Annotated in this window: 14 protein-coding genes and 1 pseudogene; 4 read left to right on the forward strand and 11 right to left on the reverse strand. The window is 63.5% G+C overall.

Translation table 11 applies throughout. The features are described 5' to 3' along the window. Window positions 1-37: 37 nt before the first annotated feature. The 3 genes from hutU to hutC form a co-directional block, all read right to left on the reverse strand. Window positions 38-1,738 carry a urocanate hydratase gene (hutU, locus tag NPS46_RS12835; RefSeq protein WP_274107665.1) on the reverse strand — a complete coding sequence of 567 codons (1,701 nt, stop codon included), beginning with the start codon at window positions 1,736-1,738 and terminating at the stop codon, window positions 38-40. Between the two features lie 397 nt (window positions 1,739-2,135). Then, window positions 2,136-2,711, reverse strand: a complete 576-nt coding sequence (locus NPS46_RS12840) for a HutD/Ves family protein (protein ID WP_274107667.1) — start codon at window positions 2,709-2,711, stop codon at window positions 2,136-2,138. After that, window positions 2,708-3,457, reverse strand: a complete 750-nt coding sequence (gene hutC, locus NPS46_RS12845) for a histidine utilization repressor (protein ID WP_274107669.1) — start codon at window positions 3,455-3,457, stop codon at window positions 2,708-2,710. The genes NPS46_RS12840 and hutC overlap by 4 nt, the downstream gene beginning before the upstream one ends. Before the next feature lie 105 nt (window positions 3,458-3,562). On the opposite strand from hutC, the gene NPS46_RS12850 reads away from it, so the two are divergent. Next, window positions 3,563-4,927 (forward strand): formimidoylglutamate deiminase, encoded by a 1,365-nt coding sequence (locus tag NPS46_RS12850; RefSeq protein ID WP_274107671.1) that lies wholly within the window; start codon window positions 3,563-3,565, stop codon window positions 4,925-4,927. A gap of 42 nt (window positions 4,928-4,969) precedes the next feature. On the opposite strand, the gene NPS46_RS12855 is transcribed toward NPS46_RS12850, so the two are convergent. Next, window positions 4,970-5,548, reverse strand: a complete 579-nt coding sequence (locus tag NPS46_RS12855; protein WP_274107673.1) for a lipocalin family protein — start codon at window positions 5,546-5,548, stop codon at window positions 4,970-4,972. Window positions 5,549-5,578: 30 nt separating this feature from the next. Then, window positions 5,579-5,833 carry an outer membrane protein assembly factor BamE domain-containing protein gene (bamE, locus tag NPS46_RS12860; protein WP_274107675.1) on the reverse strand — a complete coding sequence of 85 codons (255 nt, stop codon included), beginning with the start codon at window positions 5,831-5,833 and terminating at the stop codon, window positions 5,579-5,581. Window positions 5,834-6,118: 285 nt separating this feature from the next. Here bamE and NPS46_RS25370 point away from each other — a divergent pair. After that, window positions 6,119-7,153: pseudogene (locus NPS46_RS25370) on the forward strand (HAMP domain-containing protein); the annotation flags it as partial. 93 nt (window positions 7,154-7,246) lie between these two features. Further along, window positions 7,247-8,011, forward strand: coding sequence for a methyl-accepting chemotaxis protein (locus NPS46_RS25375; protein WP_425312740.1), 765 nt, complete (start codon window positions 7,247-7,249; stop codon window positions 8,009-8,011). Between the two features lie 26 nt (window positions 8,012-8,037). Here NPS46_RS25375 and NPS46_RS12870 read toward each other — a convergent pair whose 3' ends face one another. The 5 genes from NPS46_RS12870 to NPS46_RS12890 all read right to left on the reverse strand — a co-directional run bounded on the left by NPS46_RS12870 (window position 8,038) and on the right by NPS46_RS12890 (window position 17,226). Next, window positions 8,038-8,640 (reverse strand): DUF924 family protein, encoded by a 603-nt coding sequence (locus NPS46_RS12870; RefSeq protein ID WP_274107679.1) that lies wholly within the window; start codon window positions 8,638-8,640, stop codon window positions 8,038-8,040. A 3-nt stretch (window positions 8,641-8,643) separates the two neighbouring features. Beyond that, a complete protein-coding gene (locus NPS46_RS12875) occupies window positions 8,644-9,654 on the reverse strand; it encodes a class 1 fructose-bisphosphatase (RefSeq protein WP_274107681.1) in 1,011 nt (336 codons plus the stop codon). Between the two features lie 174 nt (window positions 9,655-9,828). Continuing rightward, the gene (locus tag NPS46_RS12880) at window positions 9,829-11,181 is read right to left on the reverse strand and encodes a DUF3999 domain-containing protein (protein WP_425312732.1); all 1,353 of its coding nucleotides are present in this window, start codon (window positions 11,179-11,181) and stop codon (window positions 9,829-9,831) included. Continuing rightward, complete coding sequence (locus tag NPS46_RS12885; RefSeq protein ID WP_274107683.1) at window positions 11,178-14,699, reverse strand: DUF2339 domain-containing protein; 3,522 nt, start codon at window positions 14,697-14,699, stop codon at window positions 11,178-11,180. Before NPS46_RS12885 ends, NPS46_RS12880 begins: the two co-directional genes overlap by 4 nt. Window positions 14,700-14,775: 76 nt before the next feature. Continuing rightward, window positions 14,776-17,226: a glycogen/starch/alpha-glucan phosphorylase gene (locus NPS46_RS12890; protein WP_274107685.1), complete on the reverse strand. Its 2,451-nt coding sequence runs from the start codon at window positions 17,224-17,226 to the stop codon at window positions 14,776-14,778. Between the two features lie 249 nt (window positions 17,227-17,475). Here NPS46_RS12890 and NPS46_RS12895 point away from each other — a divergent pair, with 249 nt between their 5' ends. Further along, a complete protein-coding gene (locus NPS46_RS12895; protein ID WP_274107686.1) occupies window positions 17,476-17,880 on the forward strand; it encodes a YkgJ family cysteine cluster protein in 405 nt (134 codons plus the stop codon). A gap of 5 nt (window positions 17,881-17,885) precedes the next feature. Here the strand turns inward: NPS46_RS12895 and NPS46_RS12900 are convergent, their stop codons facing one another. After that, entirely contained in the window at window positions 17,886-18,740 is an 855-nt protein-coding gene (locus NPS46_RS12900) for a sulfurtransferase (protein WP_274107688.1), read from the reverse strand. Window positions 18,741-18,766: the final 26 nt, after the last annotated feature.

Raw genomic sequence — 18,766 nt, forward strand, 5'->3', positions numbered from 1 at the left:
TGCGCCCGCCAAGCCGACGCAGGCGGCGACCCGTTACTTAGTTCCCGGTAATCATTGGCAGGTTCAGCCCCTGCTCTTTGGCGCAATCAATCGCAATCTGGTAACCCGCATCGGCATGGCGCATCACCCCGGTGGCCGGATCGTTATGCAGCACCCGGGCAATGCGCGCGGCCGCCTCGTCGGTGCCGTCGCAGACAATCACCATGCCCGAATGCTGGGAGAAGCCCATGCCGACGCCACCGCCGTGGTGCAGCGAGACCCAGGTCGCGCCGCTGGCGGTATTGAGTAAAGCATTGAGCAGCGGCCAGTCGGAGACCGCATCGGAACCGTCCTGCATCGACTCGGTTTCCCGGTTGGGGCTGGCCACGGAACCGGAGTCCAGGTGATCGCGACCGATTACGATGGGAGCCGATAGCTCGCCACTGCGCACCATCTCATTAAAGGCCAGGCCCAGCTTGGCGCGCAGGCCCAGGCCGACCCAGCAGATACGGGCCGGCAGGCCCTGGAAGCTGATGCGCTCGCGGGCCATGTCGAGCCAGTTGTGCAGGTGGGCATCGTCGGGGATCAGTTCCTTGACCTTGGCGTCGGTCTTGTAGATGTCCTGCGGGTCGCCGGACAGCGCCGCCCAACGGAACGGGCCAATCCCCCGGCAGAACAGCGGACGAATGTAAGCTGGGACGAAACCTGGGAAATCGAAGGCGTTTTCGACCCCTTCCTCCTGAGCCATCTGGCGGATGTTGTTGCCATAGTCAAAGGTCGGAATGCCCTGCTTCTGGAAGTCGAGCATCGCACGCACATGCACGGCCATCGACTGCTTGGCGGCCTTGACCACGGCGGCCGGCTCGGTCAGGGCGCGGGCGCGGTACTCGTCCCAGGTCCAGCCGGCAGGCAGGTAACCATTGAGCGGATCGTGGGCGCTGGTCTGGTCGGTGACCATGTCCGGGCGCACGCCACGCTTGACCAGCTGCGGCAGAATTTCGGCGGCATTGCCCAGCAAGGCGACGGAAATGGCCTTGCCTTCGCGGGTGTAGCGCTCGATGCGCGCCAGGGCGTCGTCCAGGTCAGCGGCCTGTTCGTCGACATAACGACTGCTCAGGCGGAAATCGATACGGCTCTGCTGGCATTCGATATTCAGCGAGCTGGCCCCGGCCAGGGTCGCGGCCAGTGGTTGCGCGCCGCCCATGCCGCCGAGACCGGCGGTCAGGACCCAGCGCCCCTTGAGGTTGGCGTCATAGTGCTGGCGGCCAGCCTCGACGAAAGTTTCGTAGGTGCCCTGGACGATGCCCTGGCTACCGATATAGATCCAACTGCCGGCGGTCATCTGGCCGTACATTGCCAGGCCCTTGGCATCCAGTTCGTTGAAGTGTTCCCAAGTGGCCCAGTGCGGCACCAGGTTGGAGTTGGCAATCAGCACGCGCGGCGCATTGCTGTGGGTCTTGAATACGCCGACCGGCTTGCCGGACTGCACCAGCAGGGTTTCGTCGTCGTTCAGTTGGGTCAGGCTTTCGACAATCTTGTCGTAGCATTCCCAATTGCGTGCGGCCCGGCCGATCCCGCCATAGACCACCAGTTCGTTGGGGTTCTCGGCGACCTGTGGGTCGAGGTTGTTCATCAGCATCCGCAGGGGGGCTTCGGTCAGCCAGCTTTTGGCAGTCAGGGTGTTACCCCGGGCGGCACGGATTTCACCAGCGCGGTGGGTGGTAAAAGTGGCGGTCGATTTCTGGCTGTTGTCGGTCACGAAAAAACTCCTCTGCAATCATCCGAACCCGCCCAGGCAGTGGGCGTGAAAACTTGCGCGGGACTGTCCCGGTGCAAGGGGAAAAGACGGGGGTGGTCAGTGCAGCCGATGGGCTCTTACACACACATCTCTACTTGTACATACAAGCATATGCAATCAAGCGGCCAACTTGCCGAAACGCCCTTGGAGAAAAGCAAAAAAGCCTGGACAGCCCTGTGAAATCAGGCGCTCGCTAGAGAGGGAAGAAGACCGGGAGGAGGAAGACGCACTGAGGTTTCTTGTTACTACAGCCCGGCATTGCGCCGTTCTGGGGCATTCGGTAACACGCCGGGGCGCAGACGGGGCACCCAGGCTCGCGGTTGCACAACATAGAGGTTGTGCCATCGCGACAGGTCGCTCAGGCCGCCGTCAACTCGACCACGCAGCAACGTCCGGTCAGGGCCAGTTCCTGCAACCCCGGGTTGCCTTCGATCTGCAGGCAATCGTGCCGGCCCAGCAATTCGTAGCCGCTATTGCCCAGCCCGACATGCAGTTGGTCGGCGACACTGAAGACCAGCACCACATCGGCCGAACTGAACAGGCGCTGCTGCCCGCCATCCAGCCATTGCAGGCGGGCGCGGAAACGATCCGGGGCATAGATCAGGTTGAAGTCGCGAATCGGCCCGTTCAGCAAGGCACACCCCACCTGGCTGGCACCGTTGAAGGCAAAGGCATCGAGCGGCAGCAAGGCCCGCGTGACCCGGCCGTCGACCCGCAAGGTCATCCCGGCCCCCTGGAGCACCGTGATGATCCGCTGATAGCCGGCAAAGCTTGAGAAACCGCCCGACTCGCTGATATCGGCAATCGACAGGCGCCAACCAAAACCTTCCAGGCCTTCGCCAGTATCACGGGTGATTTCCTCGGTGCTACCGCCGCCGTTTTTCCACGGCATACGCGCGTAATCAGCGGCGCGCAGTACTTTCAACTGGCTCATTTACTGAAGCGTCCTTCCAGACGGTGACGGGAACCGGGGTGGATCAAGCGCGCCGCCGTCACTGGCTGGCGCCCTGACCAGGTGCGACGGCGAATCAGCAAGCAGGGTTCGCCGCGCTCGATCTGCAGCAGACTGCACTCTTGCGGCTCGGCCAGAATCGCCTCGACCACATGCTCACCCTCGGTCAACGGGGCGACCTGGGACAGGTAGGCATAAGGGGTTTGCAGGGTGAAATCCTGTTTGAGGTAGTCCGGAGCGATCTGTGCATTGACGAAGCGATCCTCGATCTGCACCGGGATATCGTTTTCAAAATGCACGATCAGCGAGTGGAATACCCGCTGCCCTTCGCGCATATCCAACGCCAGCGCGCGCTCGGAACCTGCGGCCTCCTCACCCAGGCTGACCACCCGGCAGGTATGGCGATGACCGCGCGAGGCGATCTCATCGGCAATATTGTGGACTTCGAACAGGGCCGACTGGCTCTTGGGTTCGGCGACGAAGGTTCCGACGCCCTGCATCCGGACCAACAGGCCTTCGGCGGTCATTTCCCGCAGGGCGCGGTTGATGGTCATACGGCTGAACCCCAACTGGCTGACCAGTTCACTCTCCGACGGCACGCGGTAGTGTGGCGGCCAGTTTCCGCTTTCGATTTGCTGGGTGATCATCTGCTTTACACGGGCATACAGCGGCGCCGGACTGTCACCCAGGTGGGCAGCCAGCGAGGAAACGGCAGGCGGAGTCGGCACGGGAAATCCTTGTTCGAATTTAAAGAGGGCTAGCTTGCCGGAGTTTACCGAGCAGGCAAACGTCTGTATATGTATATACAAATAAACACGATGGGGTGCCGAACCATGTCCGCCTTCTTTGCCGAGCGCGCTTTACTGCCGAGTGGCTGGGCCGCCAATGTCCGCTTTGAGGTGGACGCCGACGGCACGCTCAGCAGTATCCTGACCGACGCCAGCGCCCACCATGCCGAGCGCCTCAACGGACCGGTCCTGCCCGGCATGCCCAACCTGCACTCCCATGCGTTCCAGCGGGCCATGGCCGGGCTGGCGGAGGTGGCCGGCAATCCCAATGACAGCTTCTGGACCTGGCGCGACCTGATGTACCGCCTGGTCGGCAAGATCACCCCCACGCAACTGGGCATCATCGCCCGCCAGCTGTATATCGAAATGCTCAAGGCCGGCTACACCTCGGTCGCCGAGTTCCACTATGTCCATCACGACCACAACGGCCAGCCTTACGCCGACCGCGCGGAGCTGGCCCTGCAAATTAGCCAGGCCGCCCGGTGCGCCGGGATCGGCCTGACCCTGCTGCCGGTGCTGTATAGCCACTCGGGCTTTGGCGGCCAGGCGCCGAACGCTGGCCAACGCCGTTTTATCAACAGCACCGATGCCTACCTGCGCCTGCAGGACGCTCTGCGGCCGGTCCTGGCAACACAACCGGCGCAGGCGCTCGGGCTATGCTTTCACTCCCTGCGGGCGGTAACGCCGCAGCAGCTCGAGACCGTGCTGGCGGCCAGCGACCCCCACTGCCCAGTGCATATCCATATTGCCGAGCAGCAGAAGGAAGTCGATGACTGCGTGGCCTGGAGCGGCACGCGCCCGCTGCAATGGCTCTACGACAATGTCGAGGTCGATCCACGCTGGTGCCTGGTCCACGCCACCCATGCCAACCCTGAAGAAGTCAGCCTGATGGCCCGCAGCCAGGCCGTTGCCGGCCTGTGCCTGACCACCGAAGCCAATCTGGGCGATGGCATCTTTCCCGCCGTGGACTTCCTGGCCCAAGGCGGACGCATGGGCATCGGTTCCGACAGCCATGTATCGCTGAGTGTGGTCGAGGAGTTGCGCTGGCTGGAATACGGCCAGCGCCTGCGCGATCAGCGACGCAACCGCCTGTATCGGGGCGACCAGCCGATGGTCGGGCGCACGCTGTACGACGCCGCACTGGCTGGCGGCGCCCAGGCGCTTGGCCAACCGATTGGCAAGCTGCAGGTCGGCCAGCGCGCCGACTGGCTGGTGCTGGATGGCAACGATCCCTACCTGGCAACAGCCGAAGGCGATGCCATTCTCAACCGCTGGTTATTCGCCGGCGGCGATCGTCAGGTCAGGGATGTACTGGTCAATGGCCGCTGGGTCATACGCGACGGTCATCATGCCGACGAAGCGCAAAGCAGCCAGGCGTTCACCCAGGTACTGCGCGAGCTGCTGGGCTGACCAGCCTCTGCAGGGGCGAGCGTGCTCGCGCCTGCAGAGCGATCAGCGATCGTCCTTGTGCAGCTTGGGCATCTGCGCATCCGGCGTGCGCCAGATCAGTCGGCTCGTATCGTAGCCCTGCTGACGCGCCTTGCTCAGCAACTCCTCGCGATGCACCGGGTTGATCTGCGGGGTGCGCGACAGCAACCACAGGTAGCGCCGATCCGGGCTGCCGACAATCGCACTCTTGTAGTCGTCGCTGACATACAACACCCAATACTCGCCCTTGGCGACGCCCGGCAGCAGGGTCGAGAACCAGTTATCGAACTCCACCCACAGCTTGTCGGTCTTGCCCGGCACCTGCGGCCGCGCCGTGCCCTTGGCTTCCTCCCATTCCCACTGCGCGGTCAGGCAGCGGTTGTAGACCGCCATATTGCCGTCCGGCTTGAGGCTGTAGCGAGCTTCGGACTGTAGGCAATTGCGCTGGAAATACATCGGCAAGCGCGCCAGTTCATACCAGGTGCCCTGGTAGCGTTGCAGGTCGACACTGGCCACGGTCCTGGGCTGCAACGGATCGTCGCCATGCCCGGCACAGCCGGCCAGGAGCAACACGGCGCAGAGGCTTATCAATAAACGCATCATCTTCTTCTCCCGAAGGCCCGAGGCCCCGGTCTACTTCAGGCCCTGCCCGGAAAACATCAGCACTTTGTCACCCGCGTATTGCACGCTGATAAAGCTCTTCTCGTCACCCCAGGTGCAACTGGACATCCCCAGCGCGCCGGCACAATCGGTCGGGCTACCCAACAATGCCTCGACCTGGGCCTTCGGCATGCCGGCCGACAACTTCGAATAATTTTCCTGGGTGACCTTGCTGCACGCAGCCAGCAACACGCAAACGGTCAGTAGGGCAAGGGAGCGCAACGACATGGGGGGGAACTCCTGGATACAAGGGGGGATGGCGATAAGGCCTACCGCAAGCTTAGAAGAGAAAACAAGGTTCTGGTTCCCCAGCCATCCAGGCTTTTTATCATTTCTAGAAACAAGGTTTTTTCTTGAAAATCAGTAAGTTCCCTTGGATTAACGGTATTTCGTCGGATTCCTTGTGTGAACCTGGAACTTTCACGAAGAACGGGCATCATCTGCCGACTTGCCCCAATAGAGTGTGGCAAATTGACGCCACCCCTACACCAGCCGCTGCGGACCTCCTTCCCCATGACCCGTAATCTCAAGTTCAGCCATAAGATTTTGCTCGCCGCCGCCCTGGTGGTCGCCGTGGCCTTCGCCTGCTTTATCCTGTTCAACGATTACCGCCAACGCCAAACCTTGCGCAGCAGTACCGAAGCCTCCATGCAAGATCTGGGCAGCCTGACCACAAGCAATATCCAGACCTGGCTGGAAAGCCGGATCCAACTGCTGCAATCGCTGGCACAGCAGATCGCCGTCGACGGCAACGCCAACGAGAGCCTGAAGCGCAGTGTCGGCCTGCCGGTTTATGCCGCGAACTTCCAGTTGAGCTACTTCGGCGGCCAGGACGGCGTGATGTTTTCCGTGCCCGCCGGCAACCGCCCGGCCGACTACGATCCGCGCGTACGCGGCTGGTACAAGGCGGCCAGCCAGGCCGGCCAGACCATCGTCACCGAGCCCTACATCGCCTCCTCCTCGGGCAAACTGGTAGTAACGGTTGCCACTCCGGTGCAGCGCCAGGGCACTACGCTGGGTGTCGCCGGTGCCGATATCGACCTGGGCAGCATCAGCGCGATTATCAATTCGCTGAACTTCGGCGGCCACGGCCAGGCCTTTATCGTCAGTGGCAACGGCAAGATCCTGATCCACCCGGACAGCCAGCTGATCCTCAAGAACCTCAGCGACGCCTACCCCAGCGGCGCCCCGAAAATCAGCGCCGGCCTGAGCGAGGTTGAAGTCGACGGCAAGACCCAGTTTATCTCCTTTACCCGCGTCAACGGCGTGCCCTCGGCCGACTGGTACGTGGCCCTGGTGCTCGACCAGGATGCCGCCTTCGCCATGCTCGGCGAGTTCCGCACTTCGGCACTGATCGCCATGGTGATTGCCGTCGTGATCATCATCGCCCTGCTCGGCGTGCTGATCCGGGTGCTGATGGAGCCCCTGCACGTGATGGGGCGCGCCATGCACGATATCGCCGAGGGCGAGGGCGACCTGACCAAACGCCTGAACATCCATGGCCACGATGAGTTCGGCACCCTGGGGTTGTCGTTCAACCGTTTCGTCGAACGTATTCACGGTTCGATCCGTGAAGTCGCCTCCGCCACCGGCCAGGTCAACGAAGTGGCCCTGCGCGTGGTCAGCGCCTCGAATTCCTCGATGTTCAACTCCGACCAGCAGGCCAGCCGTACCAGCAGCGTCGCCGCGGCCATCAATGAACTGGGCGCCGCTGCCCAGGAAATCGCCCAGAACGCCGCCCTCGCCTCGCAGCACTCCAGTGACGCGCGCGGCCTGGCGACCGAGGGTCAGCAGGTGGTGGACCAGACCATCAGCGCCATGCACCAGCTCTCGTCAAAAATCAGCGACTCATGCACCAACATCGAAACGCTCAATAGCAACACGGTCAATATCGGCCAGATCCTCGAAGTGATCACCAGCATCTCCCAGCAGACCAACCTGCTCGCCCTCAATGCCGCGATCGAAGCCGCCCGTGCCGGCGAGGCCGGGCGTGGCTTTGCCGTGGTCGCCGACGAAGTGCGCAACCTGGCCCACCGCACCCAGGACTCGGCCCAGCAGGTCCAGAAGATGATCGAGGAACTGCAGATTGGCGCCCGCGAGGCCGTGACCACCATGACCGACAGCCAGCGCCAGAGCGAAAGCAGCGTGGGGATTGCCAATCAGGCCGGCGAACGCCTGAGCAGCGTGACCCAGCGGATCGGCGAGATCGACGGGATGAACCAGTCGGTCGCCACGGCCACCGAAGAACAGACGGCCGTGGTCGAGTCGATCAACATCGATATCACTGAAATCAATACCCTGAACCAGGAGGGTGTGGAAAACCTGCAGGCGACCCTGCGCGCCTGTGCGGACCTGGAGCAACAGGCTGCCCGCCTCCAGCACCTGGTGGGTAGTTTCAGAATCTAGCGTGGGCGAGAAACGCCAGGTTCGCCTTAAAACGCCGAGCCTGGCTCTCGCAGGAACGCCCGTTCTTCAGCGCTGGACTCACGACCCAGGATTGCATTGCGATGGGGAAACCGGCCAAACCGGGCAATGACCTGCCGATGTCGTTCGGCATAGTCCAACTGATCGGCAAAGATCGCCCGCTCGGGTTCCGGCTGCTCCGCCAGCAAGGCGGCAAAACGCGACACCGCCTCGTTCTGCACCGACAGGTGCTCACAATGCTCGAAAACCAGATAGATAAAGGTCCGCCGAATGGGCGGCAACTGCCGGTCGAAATCCGCCGCAATCCCTTGGGCCACGAGAGTCTGGGCCCGACTGTCGCCGGAAAAGGCCTTGGGTGTACCACGAAAGATCATCCGTGGCAGTTGATCGAGCAACAGCACCAGGGCCAGCCAACCTTCGGGGCATTGCGCCCACTCGGTCAATCCACCGGCCAGTGCCTGCTCGACCTGGGCACCGAAACGCTCTCGCGCCTCGATATCCTGGCTGTCACGCTTGCCGAACCATAACCCGCCCCTGGCAGCCGCTGTCTGGGCCCCGGTCGGATAATCACCGAACCACTCATCCAGCAACGGCTGCCAGGGCGCGGTCATGGTTTATGCCTTGTGGTACGCCGTAGCGCGCTCGACTTCTTCCTTCGAACCCAGGAACACCGCGACGCGTTGATGCAGGCCTTCGGGCTGGATATCGAGGATCCGCTGATGGCCATCGGTGGACGCGCCACCTGCCTGCTCGACCAGGAACGACATCGGGTTGGCTTCATACATCAAGCGCAGTTTGCCCGGCTTGGACGGCTCGCGGCTGTCACGCGGGTACATGAACAAACCGCCACGGGTCAGGATACGGTGCACATCGGCAACCATCGCGGCCACCCAGCGCATGTTGTAGTTCTTTTTCAGCGGGCCTTCTTCGCCCGCCAGCAATTCGCTGACGTAGCGCTGAACCGGGGCTTCCCAGTGACGCTGGTTAGACATGTTGATCGCGAATTCCTGAGTGGATTCCGGGATCTTGATGTCTTCATGGGTCAGGGCGAAGCTGCCCATTTCGCGGTCCAGGGTAAAGCCCTTGACGCCATCACCCAGGGTCAGCACCAGCATGGTCTGCGGGCCGTAAATGGCATAACCGGCGGCGACCTGCTCGGTGCCGGGCTGCAGGAAGGCCTTTTCGTTCAGGGCTTCGTTCTGGCTCAGGTATTCGTTGGGGCAACGCAGTACTGAGAAGATTGTCCCGACCGGTGCGTTGATATCGATGTTCGAGGAGCCGTCCAGCGGGTCGAAGACCAGCAGGTAGGCACCCTTGGGGTACTTGCCAGGGATCTGATAGGCATTGTCCATTTCTTCGGACGCCATGCCGGCCAGGTGACCGCCCCATTCGTTGGCTTCGAGCAGGATTTCGTTGGAAATCACGTCGAGCTTCTTCTGCACTTCACCTTGCACGTTCTCAGTGCCCATGCTGCCCAGCACACCACCCAGGGCGCCTTTGGACACGGCGTGGCTGATCTCCTTGCAGGCACGCGCCACCACTTCGATCAGGAAGCGCAGATCGGCAGGAGTGTTGTTGCTGCGGGTCTGCTCAATCAAATAGCGACTCAGGGTAACGCGGGACATGGATGGCTCCGGAGAATGGGGGGGCTAAAAACCCGCGCAGTTTAACGCGAGTTGCGCTGCAAATCCTCCTGTCAGACCGAGTTCCGATAGACAGAGTTCAGACGCCGGATTGAGCGTAGTCCGAAACCGGCCAAAGTTGCCTGCAGATTGACCGACAGACTCCGCCTGGCCAGCTCAAGGCTGGGCGTTCGACTGGCGCAACAGGCTGATGGCCATGCCCCCCAGCGCCAGCACCCCCAGCAACAGGACGGCCCAGAGTCCGATACGCTTCCAGTCGATACCTGGGCCCGGCGCTGCCGCCCCCGTTGCCGGCACGACCGCTCCGGGGTCCAGACGTGCCTGGCCAAGGGCTTCGAGCCGCTGCGGCTGATAGTCCGGAATCAGGGTGCTCAGCGGAAGATTCGCCGCCGCAGCCGTGGCATTGCCCAGGGCCAGTGAATAAGGGCCTTCGCCACGTGCCAGGAAGATCAGTTGGCTGGCACGCACGGCAACGCTCAAGCGCGGCGCATCGCGCCCCAAACCACCGCCACGCCCATCGACCTGCAGTTTCAGTTGGCGGACCGCCTGCCCGGGCAGGTACAGACGATCCTGCACCACTTCCCGTTCATTCTGTGTCAGTCGATACAGCAAACCCTGACCGAGTACCCGCCAGCCCTGGTTGTTTTCGCTACGGCCGGACAAGGTGACCGGCGCCAGGCTGTTGGCCTGGGTCAAATCGATTCGTACCTGCTCCAAGGCCAGGGCGCCGGGCAGTTGCCAGGTGTATTCGCCATTGCCGTCTGTACTGCCCGCTAGCGGTTCGGACCAGGCCAGCGGCGCCGGTAGCGTGCTGGGGCTGGCACTGACCAATTGCGCCGAAAGCGTGGTCGGCGGCACTTGTCCGGCCGGCCAGAGCAAGCGCAGATAACGCGCCGACTGTCCGGGCAAGGCAACTTCACGCTGCTCCACCCGCTCACCGGCAAAACTCAGACGAGCCACCTGGCCTTCGCCCCACGACCGCCAATGCTGCAGGTCGTCACTGGCCTCGATGCTGAAACGCTGGAAGCCCTCGCGCTCGCCACTCCAGTCCAGATGCAGCTGGTGCAGGGGGGCCTTGATCGCGCTGGCATCGAGCAGCCAGCCGCGCAGTGCTGCATCCGCAGCCCCGGGGCTGACTTCGATCAGTGTGCCGTTGCCGGCAGCCTGGATCCGCACACTGGACGCAGGCGGCGCATCGCCCTGCCCGGTCAACGGGAAGGCCTTTACCGGGTCCAGTGCGCGGTTTTGCACCCGCTGCGCCGACTCGCGCAACAGGGCAAACGCCTGGGGTTGACCCGCCGCATCGAAGACCCGTACGTCGCGCAGGTCGCTCTGACGCGCACTCAGTTGCACCGCCAGGGGCAGCTCCAGGCGATACCAGGGGCCTGCACCACTGACGACCAGCGGTAGCCGGACACTGAAATCCGCCGGACTGTCCTGTGCCATCACCGTCAGGCTGGCACACAGGCCCATCATCCCCAACCAGGCCCTTCCCCAGGTGTTCTTCAAGAAGCCGCTCCTTGTTCTGTCTTCGCCGATTCGGCCGGCGCCTTCTTTGGTGGCAGCGGCGCAAAGTAGCCCACCACCAGCAACAACCCGCCGACACCGATAAACGACACAATCCGGGCCATGCCGCCACGGTTGCTCAATTCGATGAAAAACAGCTTGGCCACGACCAGTGCAATCAACACCGCCCCGGCCAGCCAGACCTCACGACGGCCACGTAGATGCCCACCGATCATCAAGCCCAGGGCCGCCAGGGTCCAGACCAGCGAGAGACTGGCCTGGACCAGCATCGAGTCCAACTGCACCGACAATTCAAAGGGCACCCCGGCCCATTGATAGGCGGCACGCATCACCGCCACACTGATGAACGCGAACAACGACAACCCCAGCACGCCTTGCAGGCCACGAGCGACGTAACCCGGGGCCGTTGCCCACTGCTTCAGGGCTTCGCGCGACCAGGCAGACAGGGCGAATAGCGCAAACAGTAGCCCCAGCTCCAAAGGATTGAGCAACGGCAGATAAGGCAGCGGCTCGGCACTGCCATCACTGAAGGCGTTAACCAGCCAGAACCAGCCAAACATCCAGAGCGCCACCGGCACCGCCGCGTACCAGCGATATTCGCGAACAAAGCGCGCCACCGGCCAGGACCACTGGCGCGGCGCGGCCATCAGCAGCAGGTACAGGCTCGGCACCACGGCCCAGCCGAGCCAGCGCCAGGCATTGTATTGCTCGGCCAGCGCCAGCAGGGCATAGCGCAGCTCCAGCGCCAGCAAGGTCAAGACCAGCCAGCAACCTAAGATATGCGCGATGCCCAGCGCACGTGCCGGGAGCAATCCGGCCAGATGCCGCAAGACCAGGAAATGCACGGCAATCACCAGCGGCCAGGCCAACAGCCCCAGGTTTGCCGCCGGATGGTAGCGCGCATGGAAAGCGCTCAGCAGCATCGCCAACGCAATCGGCGCCAGCAGGGTGCAAAGCAGGCCAAGATCGCGGTAGCGCAAGCGTCTGGCCAACCAGGCCAACCCGCCAATGCCAAGGGCCAGCAAGCCCAACAGCCACGATGTCTGCAGCACTGGCGCGAGAAACCGTGAGATTTCACTGGCCAGGGCCAGGCCGCCCCAGGCCAGACCCAGCGCCAGCATCACTTGGGCCATGCGCCGCCTGACGTAGCCGCCCAAGGCAGCCGTTCGCGAGCGTTGCAAGTACCAGGCGCCTAGCGCTGCCGCCAGCCCCAGCGCCACGGCCGCCCAGAATCCGCCATGGAGCAGCGGTCGCAGCCCTTCGCCCGGCATCATCCGCAGCAATTCATCGCCGGCCAGCCACAGGGTCGTGCAGGCGAAAATCTGCAGCAGCATTGCCATCAGCCGGCCCATGGAGAGACGCAAGTACAAGCTCAACCAGAAAGCCACCAACGCATTAGCCACCCAGACCCCGTTGGCGATCGGCCAATGCTGCGTCAGGAACGCGCCCAGATCGATCAGTGCCAGCCCCACCAACAGGCCCAGAGCCAACGGCCGCAGTGCTCCGGCATGACCCCGTGTGCGCGTTATCCACAACGTCGCGGCCATCAGGCACAAGCCCAACACGCCGCCACAGAGCAGGCCGCTCCACCCGGCCATCAACCAGACTGTGGGATCACCTGCGCCATCCTGCAAATGCAGCAAAAACAACCCGCCCGCCAACAGTTGCACGGCGCACGCCGTGACCAGGAATGTTCGCGACCCCAGGCGCAGCCCCGCCAACAGGGTCGCCAGCCCGGCAAGAGCCCAGGCGATGGACGTACCCTGCGCCAGCAGGTTCAACGGTGCCACCAGATACAGCCCAATCAGGCCGGCCCCGGCCAGCCAGGGCCCAAGCCAGCGCTCCCATGGAGCCAACTGCTCGGGGGGTGCCCTGTGCAACTGCCAGAAACTCGACAACAACGCTGCGCCCAGCAGCAGCGCGCCCATGGCCGAGCCGGCCAGCAGGCTGCTGTCGCCGACCCGCAATTCAGAGAGGAACGCCAGCGCCGCCCCCACCTGCAACAGCAAGGCAAAGGCCCGGGCAAAAGGCCGCTGCTGACGCAGGCCCAACCAGAAGATCCCTGCCCCCTCCACCGCCCAGGCCGCCGCGGTCCAGCGCGCGTCCAGGCCGAGGGGAATCGCCAGGCTGGCGAAAATCACACCCAGGGCCAGACAGGTCTCACCCAGCAACAGCGTTCGCTTGGCCATCAGCGGCCGGGCCAACGCCAGATACAGCAGGCCCAATATCAGGGCACTGAACGCGGCGCCCAGCGGCAGATGACGGACCAGGGCAAACTGCAGGCCGAAGCCCACCAGCGGCGGACCAAATAGCAGCGTGCCATCGACATAATCGCCCTGGCGCGCCGCGCCGCGCAGCCGCCCGCTGCGGCTCGGCTCTTCGGTTTGCGCCGGCCACTCCTGCAGCTTGCGCCGGGCAACCAGCAGGCCGATTGCCAGGTACATCAGGAAGAACAACACCAGAAACGGCTCGGTACTCCAGAACAGCTCGGGCGTGTAGTCCCGCGCGCCCCAGGCAAACCCGATCCCGAAGGTGCCGACAAAGCCGATCAGGTTCAGCAAGCGCCAGGCCTTGAACCAGGCGATCACAAAGATCCCGGCGTTCAGCAAGGCAAAGTAGCTGAACAGGGCAACATGATCGCCACTGCCGGTGGAGGCCAGGATCGGCGCGGCGAATCCGCCCAGGGCCGCGGCCGCCGCCAGGCCCAGTGCATCCTGGGTAATCGCCAGAATCGCCGAAAAAGCCGTGACCAGCACCAGCAGGCCAAACCCCGCCGACGGCTCCAGCAGGGGATGCAGGCGCATCGCGGCAAAGATCGTGAGGTACAGCACCGCAATCGCGCTGCCCTGCAGAATCAGTGCATAACCGCGATTGCGCCTGCGTAGCCACCAGCCCAGTCCGAGCAGACCGATGGCGCAACCGGCAACCCCGGCATAACGCAACTCGATGGGCACCACCAGGCCCTCGGTGGCATAGCGCAGAAGAAACGCCAGGCCGAGAAACAGCAACAGCACACCAACCCGCAGGACCGTATTACCGCCCAGCAGCCAGGCGCGTGCGGCGCCAAGGGCGCGCTCGATCAGGTTGGGGGTTCGGGGAAGTGCCGGTTGCGAACTGGCCGGGCTGGCAGTCCAGGCATCGACGGTGGCAGCCGCGACGGTGGGCTCGGGCGGCAATTCCCAGACCAGATCAGGCTCGGGGGCGCTCTCCACCGTGGCGCTCGGCACTGGCTCGACAGCCATCGCCGGCGACTCGAAGGCCGGCGATGTCTCGGCCGCAGGCTCGCGCTCTAGGCTATCCAGGCGCTGGAGCACAGTCGTCAGTTCGGCACGCGTCGCCGTCAACTCCCGTTGCTGCGCCGCGCTTTCGCGCTCCAGCCTGGCCTGGCGCAGTGCCTGAGCGATGCCCAGGCCGAGCAAGGCGCCAATCAGCGCATCGCCCGGCGATTCATCCAGCATCCAGCCGAGCAACAGCCCGACCACGGCGAAAATCCATTGCATGCTTACGTTCCCTGGCCGATGCCCGCGTTCTCTTCGCCAACCGCGCGCGCAGCGGCGTTGGCCGCGCAGTATAAGCTCACTCGAGGGCTTTCCAGATATCCGTGGCGTATTCGCGAATCGTCCGGTCCGAGGAGAACCAGCCCATCCGAGCGGTATTGAGTACCGCCGAACGCCACCACTGCCGGTCATCGTGCCAATGGGTCTCGACCCTGGCCTGGGCGGCCCAATAGGCGTCGAAGTCGGCACACACCAGGAATCGGTCGTAGCTCACCAACGAGTCGACCAGGCCAACGTAGCGCGCCGGATCGTCCGGCGAAAACACCCCGTCGCGAATGGCTTGCAGCACATCATTCAACCGATGGGACGCGGCAATCTCCGCCGAGGCGCTGAAGTCGCCGCTGCGCTTGCGCGCCTCGACCTGCTCGGCACTCAAGCCGAAGATAAACATATGCTCGGCGCCCACCCGTTCGCACATCTCGACATTGGCGCCGTCCAGGGTGCCGATGGTCAGCGCGCCATTGAGGCCGAACTTCATGTTGCTGGTGCCCGAGGCCTCGAAACCGGCGGTGGAGATCTGCTCGGACAGGTCAGCCGCCGGAATGATGCTCTCGGCCAGGCTGACGTTGTAGTTGGGCAGGAAAACCACCTTGAGCAACCCGCGTACCGTCGGGTCATTGTTGACGGTCCGGGCGATATCGTTGGTCAACTTGATGATCAGCTTGGCCTGCTGATAACTGGCCGCGGCCTTACCGGCAAAGATTTTCACCCGCGGCACCCAGTCAGTCCCCGGCTCTGCGCGAATGGCCTGGTACAGGGCCACCGTGTGCAACAGGTTAAGCAACTGGCGCTTGTACTCGTGGATCCGTTTGACCTGCACATCGAACATTGCCGCCGGATTGACCGCGATCCCCAACCGCTCCTGGATCAGGCCCGCCAGCACCCGCTTGCTGTGCAGGCGCTGTTCGGCGAACTGCTTGCGAAACGCGGCCTTTTCGGCGAAAGCCTCCAGCGCACCGAGCCGTTGCTCCGGCTCGTCCAGCAACTGCGGCCCCAGGGCTTCGACCAGCATGGCCGTCAGCTCTGGGTTGGCCTGGTACAGCCAGCGGCGAAAGGTAATGCCGTTGGTCTTGTTGTTGATCCGGTCCGGGTACAACTTGTGCAATTCGGCAAAGACCGTGCTGCGCATCAGTTGGGTGTGCAGGCCGGACACTCCGTTGACGCTGTGGGAGCCGAGAAAGGCCAGGTTACCCATGCGAACCCGGCGCCCGTTGTCTTCCTCGATCAACGAGACGGCGCGCAGCACGTCGAAGTCGTGAATGCCCTTGGCCCTGAGGGCGTCGATATGCTGGGCGTTGATCAGGTAGATGATCTGCATATGCCGCGGCAGCAACCGCTCCATCAAGCCTACCGGCCAGGTTTCCAGGGCCTCGGGCAAGAGGGTGTGGTTGGTGTAGGCGAGGGTGTCGACGGTCACCTGCCAGGCCGCGTCCCAGGTGACGCCATGCAGATCGACCAGTTGGCGCATCATTTCGGCCACGGCAATCGAGGGATGGGTATCGTTGAGTTGGATCGCCGCATGTTCGCCGAGGGTCAGCAGCGTATCGTGCATATTCAGGTGGCGGCGCATCAGGTCCTGCAGCGAGGCCGAGACAAAGAAGTACTCCTGGCGCAGGCGTAGCTCCTGACCCGCCTGGGTGCTGTCGGCCGGGTACAGGACCCGGGAAATGCTCTCGGCCCGCGCCACTTCGGCCACCGCCCCCAGGTGATCGCCGGCATTGAAGCGCTCCAGGTGCAAATCCTCGACGGCCCGCGCGCGCCACAGCCTCAGGGTATTCACACTGGCGCCGCGCCAGCCGACCACCGGGGTGTCATAAGCCACCGCGCGTACGGTTTCCCCCGGCCACCAGACCTGACGGTCCTGGCCGTTGGCATCCTGGACCGTCTCGACACTACCGCCAAACCCGATCGAATAGATCACTTCCGGGCGCTCGAACTCCCACGGATTGCCAAAATCCAGCCAGCGTTCGGTCTGCTCCTGCTGCCAGCCGTCGACAATTGCCTGACGAAACAAACCATGCTCATAGCGAATGCCGTAGCCATGGCCGGCGATGCCCAGGGTCGACATGCTTTCCATAAAACATGCGGCCAGGCGCCCCAGCCCGCCATTACCCAGGGCAGCGTCGGGTTCGAGCAGGCGGATGCGCTCCAGGTCCACGCCCAGGTCGACCAGCGCTTCGCGCGCCACATCGAGCAGGCCCAGATTGCTCAGGCTGTCGTACAGCAGGCGACCGATCAGGAACTCGAGGGACAGGTAATAGACCCGCTTCTGCCCCTTGCGATAGATCTGTCGCGTGTGGTCCATCCAGTGTTCGACCATATGATCGCGAGCGGCCAGGGCAATGGCTTCGAACCAGTCATGATCGAACGCATGATCCGGGTCCTTGCCCACCGCGTAGGTCAGTTTGGCTAGCACGGCGGCCCGAAAAGCCGCCACCTGCACGTCATGATCAAGCGGTTCCTGAAGCATCGATACGACCTCGAGCGAGATGAGCGATTTAAACGACGAGTTGTCTGAGCCTAGACGCTTGAGCACAAGCCGACGGCTCTGCTGCGCGGTTTTTTTCGTCGGTCCCTCCCCGGCCACCCCGAAGCGCCAGCGGGCGGATACTGACGCCGCGTCGCCGCGCCCAAAGGGAAAACCGGCAAATGGTTATTCACAAATCCATCAGCCCCGGTATCATCGCGCGCCCTGATGCACCCTGGATAACCGAGCCCCATGAAACCCACCCTGATCGCCGCCGCGGAAATCGACCGTCTTGATACCTGGGCGAAGTACTCCAGTTACATGTGCGGTGGCTGCATATCCAGCTGCTGCACCCTGCCGGTAGAGGTCAAGGTCAAGGACCTGATCCGCATCGGGCTCGTCGACGAATTCGAACTCGGCGACCCGGCGAAGAACATCGCCAAGCGTCTGCAAAAGGAAGGGATCGTCGAGCGTTTCAACCAGAAATCGGAAATCTTCACGCTGACGCGCATGAGCAACAACGACTGCCTGTTCCTGGACCGCAAGAGCCGTCTGTGCACCATCTACGACAAGCGCCCGGACACGTGCCGCAACCATCCGAAGATCGGCCCGCGTCCGGGTTACTGCGCCTACAAGCCCAAGGCGCAAAGCCGTTAGAAACCTTAGGCGCCTGTGGCGACCGGCCGCTGCGGGTCGGTGATCCACTCGCTCCACGAGCCGGCGTACAAAGGCGTCAGCGGATAACCCGCGAGGCACAGGGCGAACAGGTTATGACACGCGGTCACCCCGGAGCCGCAATAAGCCACCAACTCGGCCGCCGGTCGCTCGCCCAGAAGGGCGGCAAAACGTTCGCGCAACTGCGCGGCCGGCAGAAAGCGCCCATCGCTGCCCAGGTTGCCACTGAAGGCCGCGCATCGCGCGCCCGGGATATGTCCGGCAACCGGGTCGAGCGGTTCGACTTCACCGCGAAAGCGCGGCTCGGCCCGGGCGTCGAGCAAGGTCAGCCCCGGCTGGCCCAGACGCCGACCCAAGGCCAGGGCGTCGACCAGTAGACCCGCATCTGCATGCCCCACGAACCGACCCGGCATGACGCTGGGCGCATCCAGGCTTAGAGGAAATCCGGCGCCGTGCCAGGCCTTTAGGCCACCATCGAGAATCGACACGCCGCTGCGCTTGCCCAGCCAGGCCAACAGCCACCACGCGCGCGCGGCGAAAGCCCCGGGGCCATCGTCATACAACACGATATCGCTGTCGTCATTAATGCCCCAGGCACGCAGCCGCTCGTTCAGTTTGACGGCGTCGGGCAGCGGGTGGCGCCCGGTCACGCCTTTGATCACGGGGCCGCTCAGGTCGCGCTCGAGATCAGCGAACAGGGCCCCGGCAATATGCCCCTCGCTATAGCTTTGCAGGCCGTAATCCGGGTCTTCGAGGGCAAAACGACAATCCAGGATAACCAGCCCGGGGGATTGCTGGCGCTCGGCCAGGGCCTGTGGGCTGATCAGTTGCGCAATGGACATGACTGTCTCCTTTAGGGGCGATGCCA

This window comes from Pseudomonas putida (assembly GCF_028682395.1).
GTDB lineage: Bacteria > Pseudomonadota > Gammaproteobacteria > Pseudomonadales > Pseudomonadaceae > Aquipseudomonas > Aquipseudomonas putida_AB.

Excerpts from the sequence above, each read along its gene's own strand:
- NPS46_RS12885 (WP_274107683.1), bottom strand. The coding sequence starts at position 14,699 with ATGCAATGGATTTTCGCCGTGGTCGGGCTGTTGCTCGGCTGGATGCTG.
- NPS46_RS12850 (WP_274107671.1), top strand. The coding sequence starts at position 3,563 with ATGTCCGCCTTCTTTGCCGAGCGCGCTTTACTGCCGAGTGGCTGGGCC.
- NPS46_RS12890 (WP_274107685.1), bottom strand. The coding sequence starts at position 17,226 with ATGCTTCAGGAACCGCTTGATCATGACGTGCAGGTGGCGGCTTTTCGG.
- NPS46_RS12875 (WP_274107681.1), bottom strand. The coding sequence starts at position 9,654 with ATGTCCCGCGTTACCCTGAGTCGCTATTTGATTGAGCAGACCCGCAGC.
- NPS46_RS12855 (WP_274107673.1), bottom strand. The coding sequence starts at position 5,548 with ATGATGCGTTTATTGATAAGCCTCTGCGCCGTGTTGCTCCTGGCCGGC.
- NPS46_RS12870 (WP_274107679.1), bottom strand. The coding sequence starts at position 8,640 with ATGACCGCGCCCTGGCAGCCGTTGCTGGATGAGTGGTTCGGTGATTAT.
- NPS46_RS25375 (WP_425312740.1), top strand. The coding sequence starts at position 7,247 with ATGTTCAACTCCGACCAGCAGGCCAGCCGTACCAGCAGCGTCGCCGCG.
- bamE (WP_274107675.1), bottom strand. The coding sequence starts at position 5,833 with ATGTCGTTGCGCTCCCTTGCCCTACTGACCGTTTGCGTGTTGCTGGCT.
- NPS46_RS12900 (WP_274107688.1), bottom strand. The coding sequence starts at position 18,740 with ATGTCCATTGCGCAACTGATCAGCCCACAGGCCCTGGCCGAGCGCCAG.
- NPS46_RS12895 (WP_274107686.1), top strand. The coding sequence starts at position 17,476 with ATGAAACCCACCCTGATCGCCGCCGCGGAAATCGACCGTCTTGATACC.
- NPS46_RS12840 (WP_274107667.1), bottom strand. The coding sequence starts at position 2,711 with ATGAGCCAGTTGAAAGTACTGCGCGCCGCTGATTACGCGCGTATGCCG.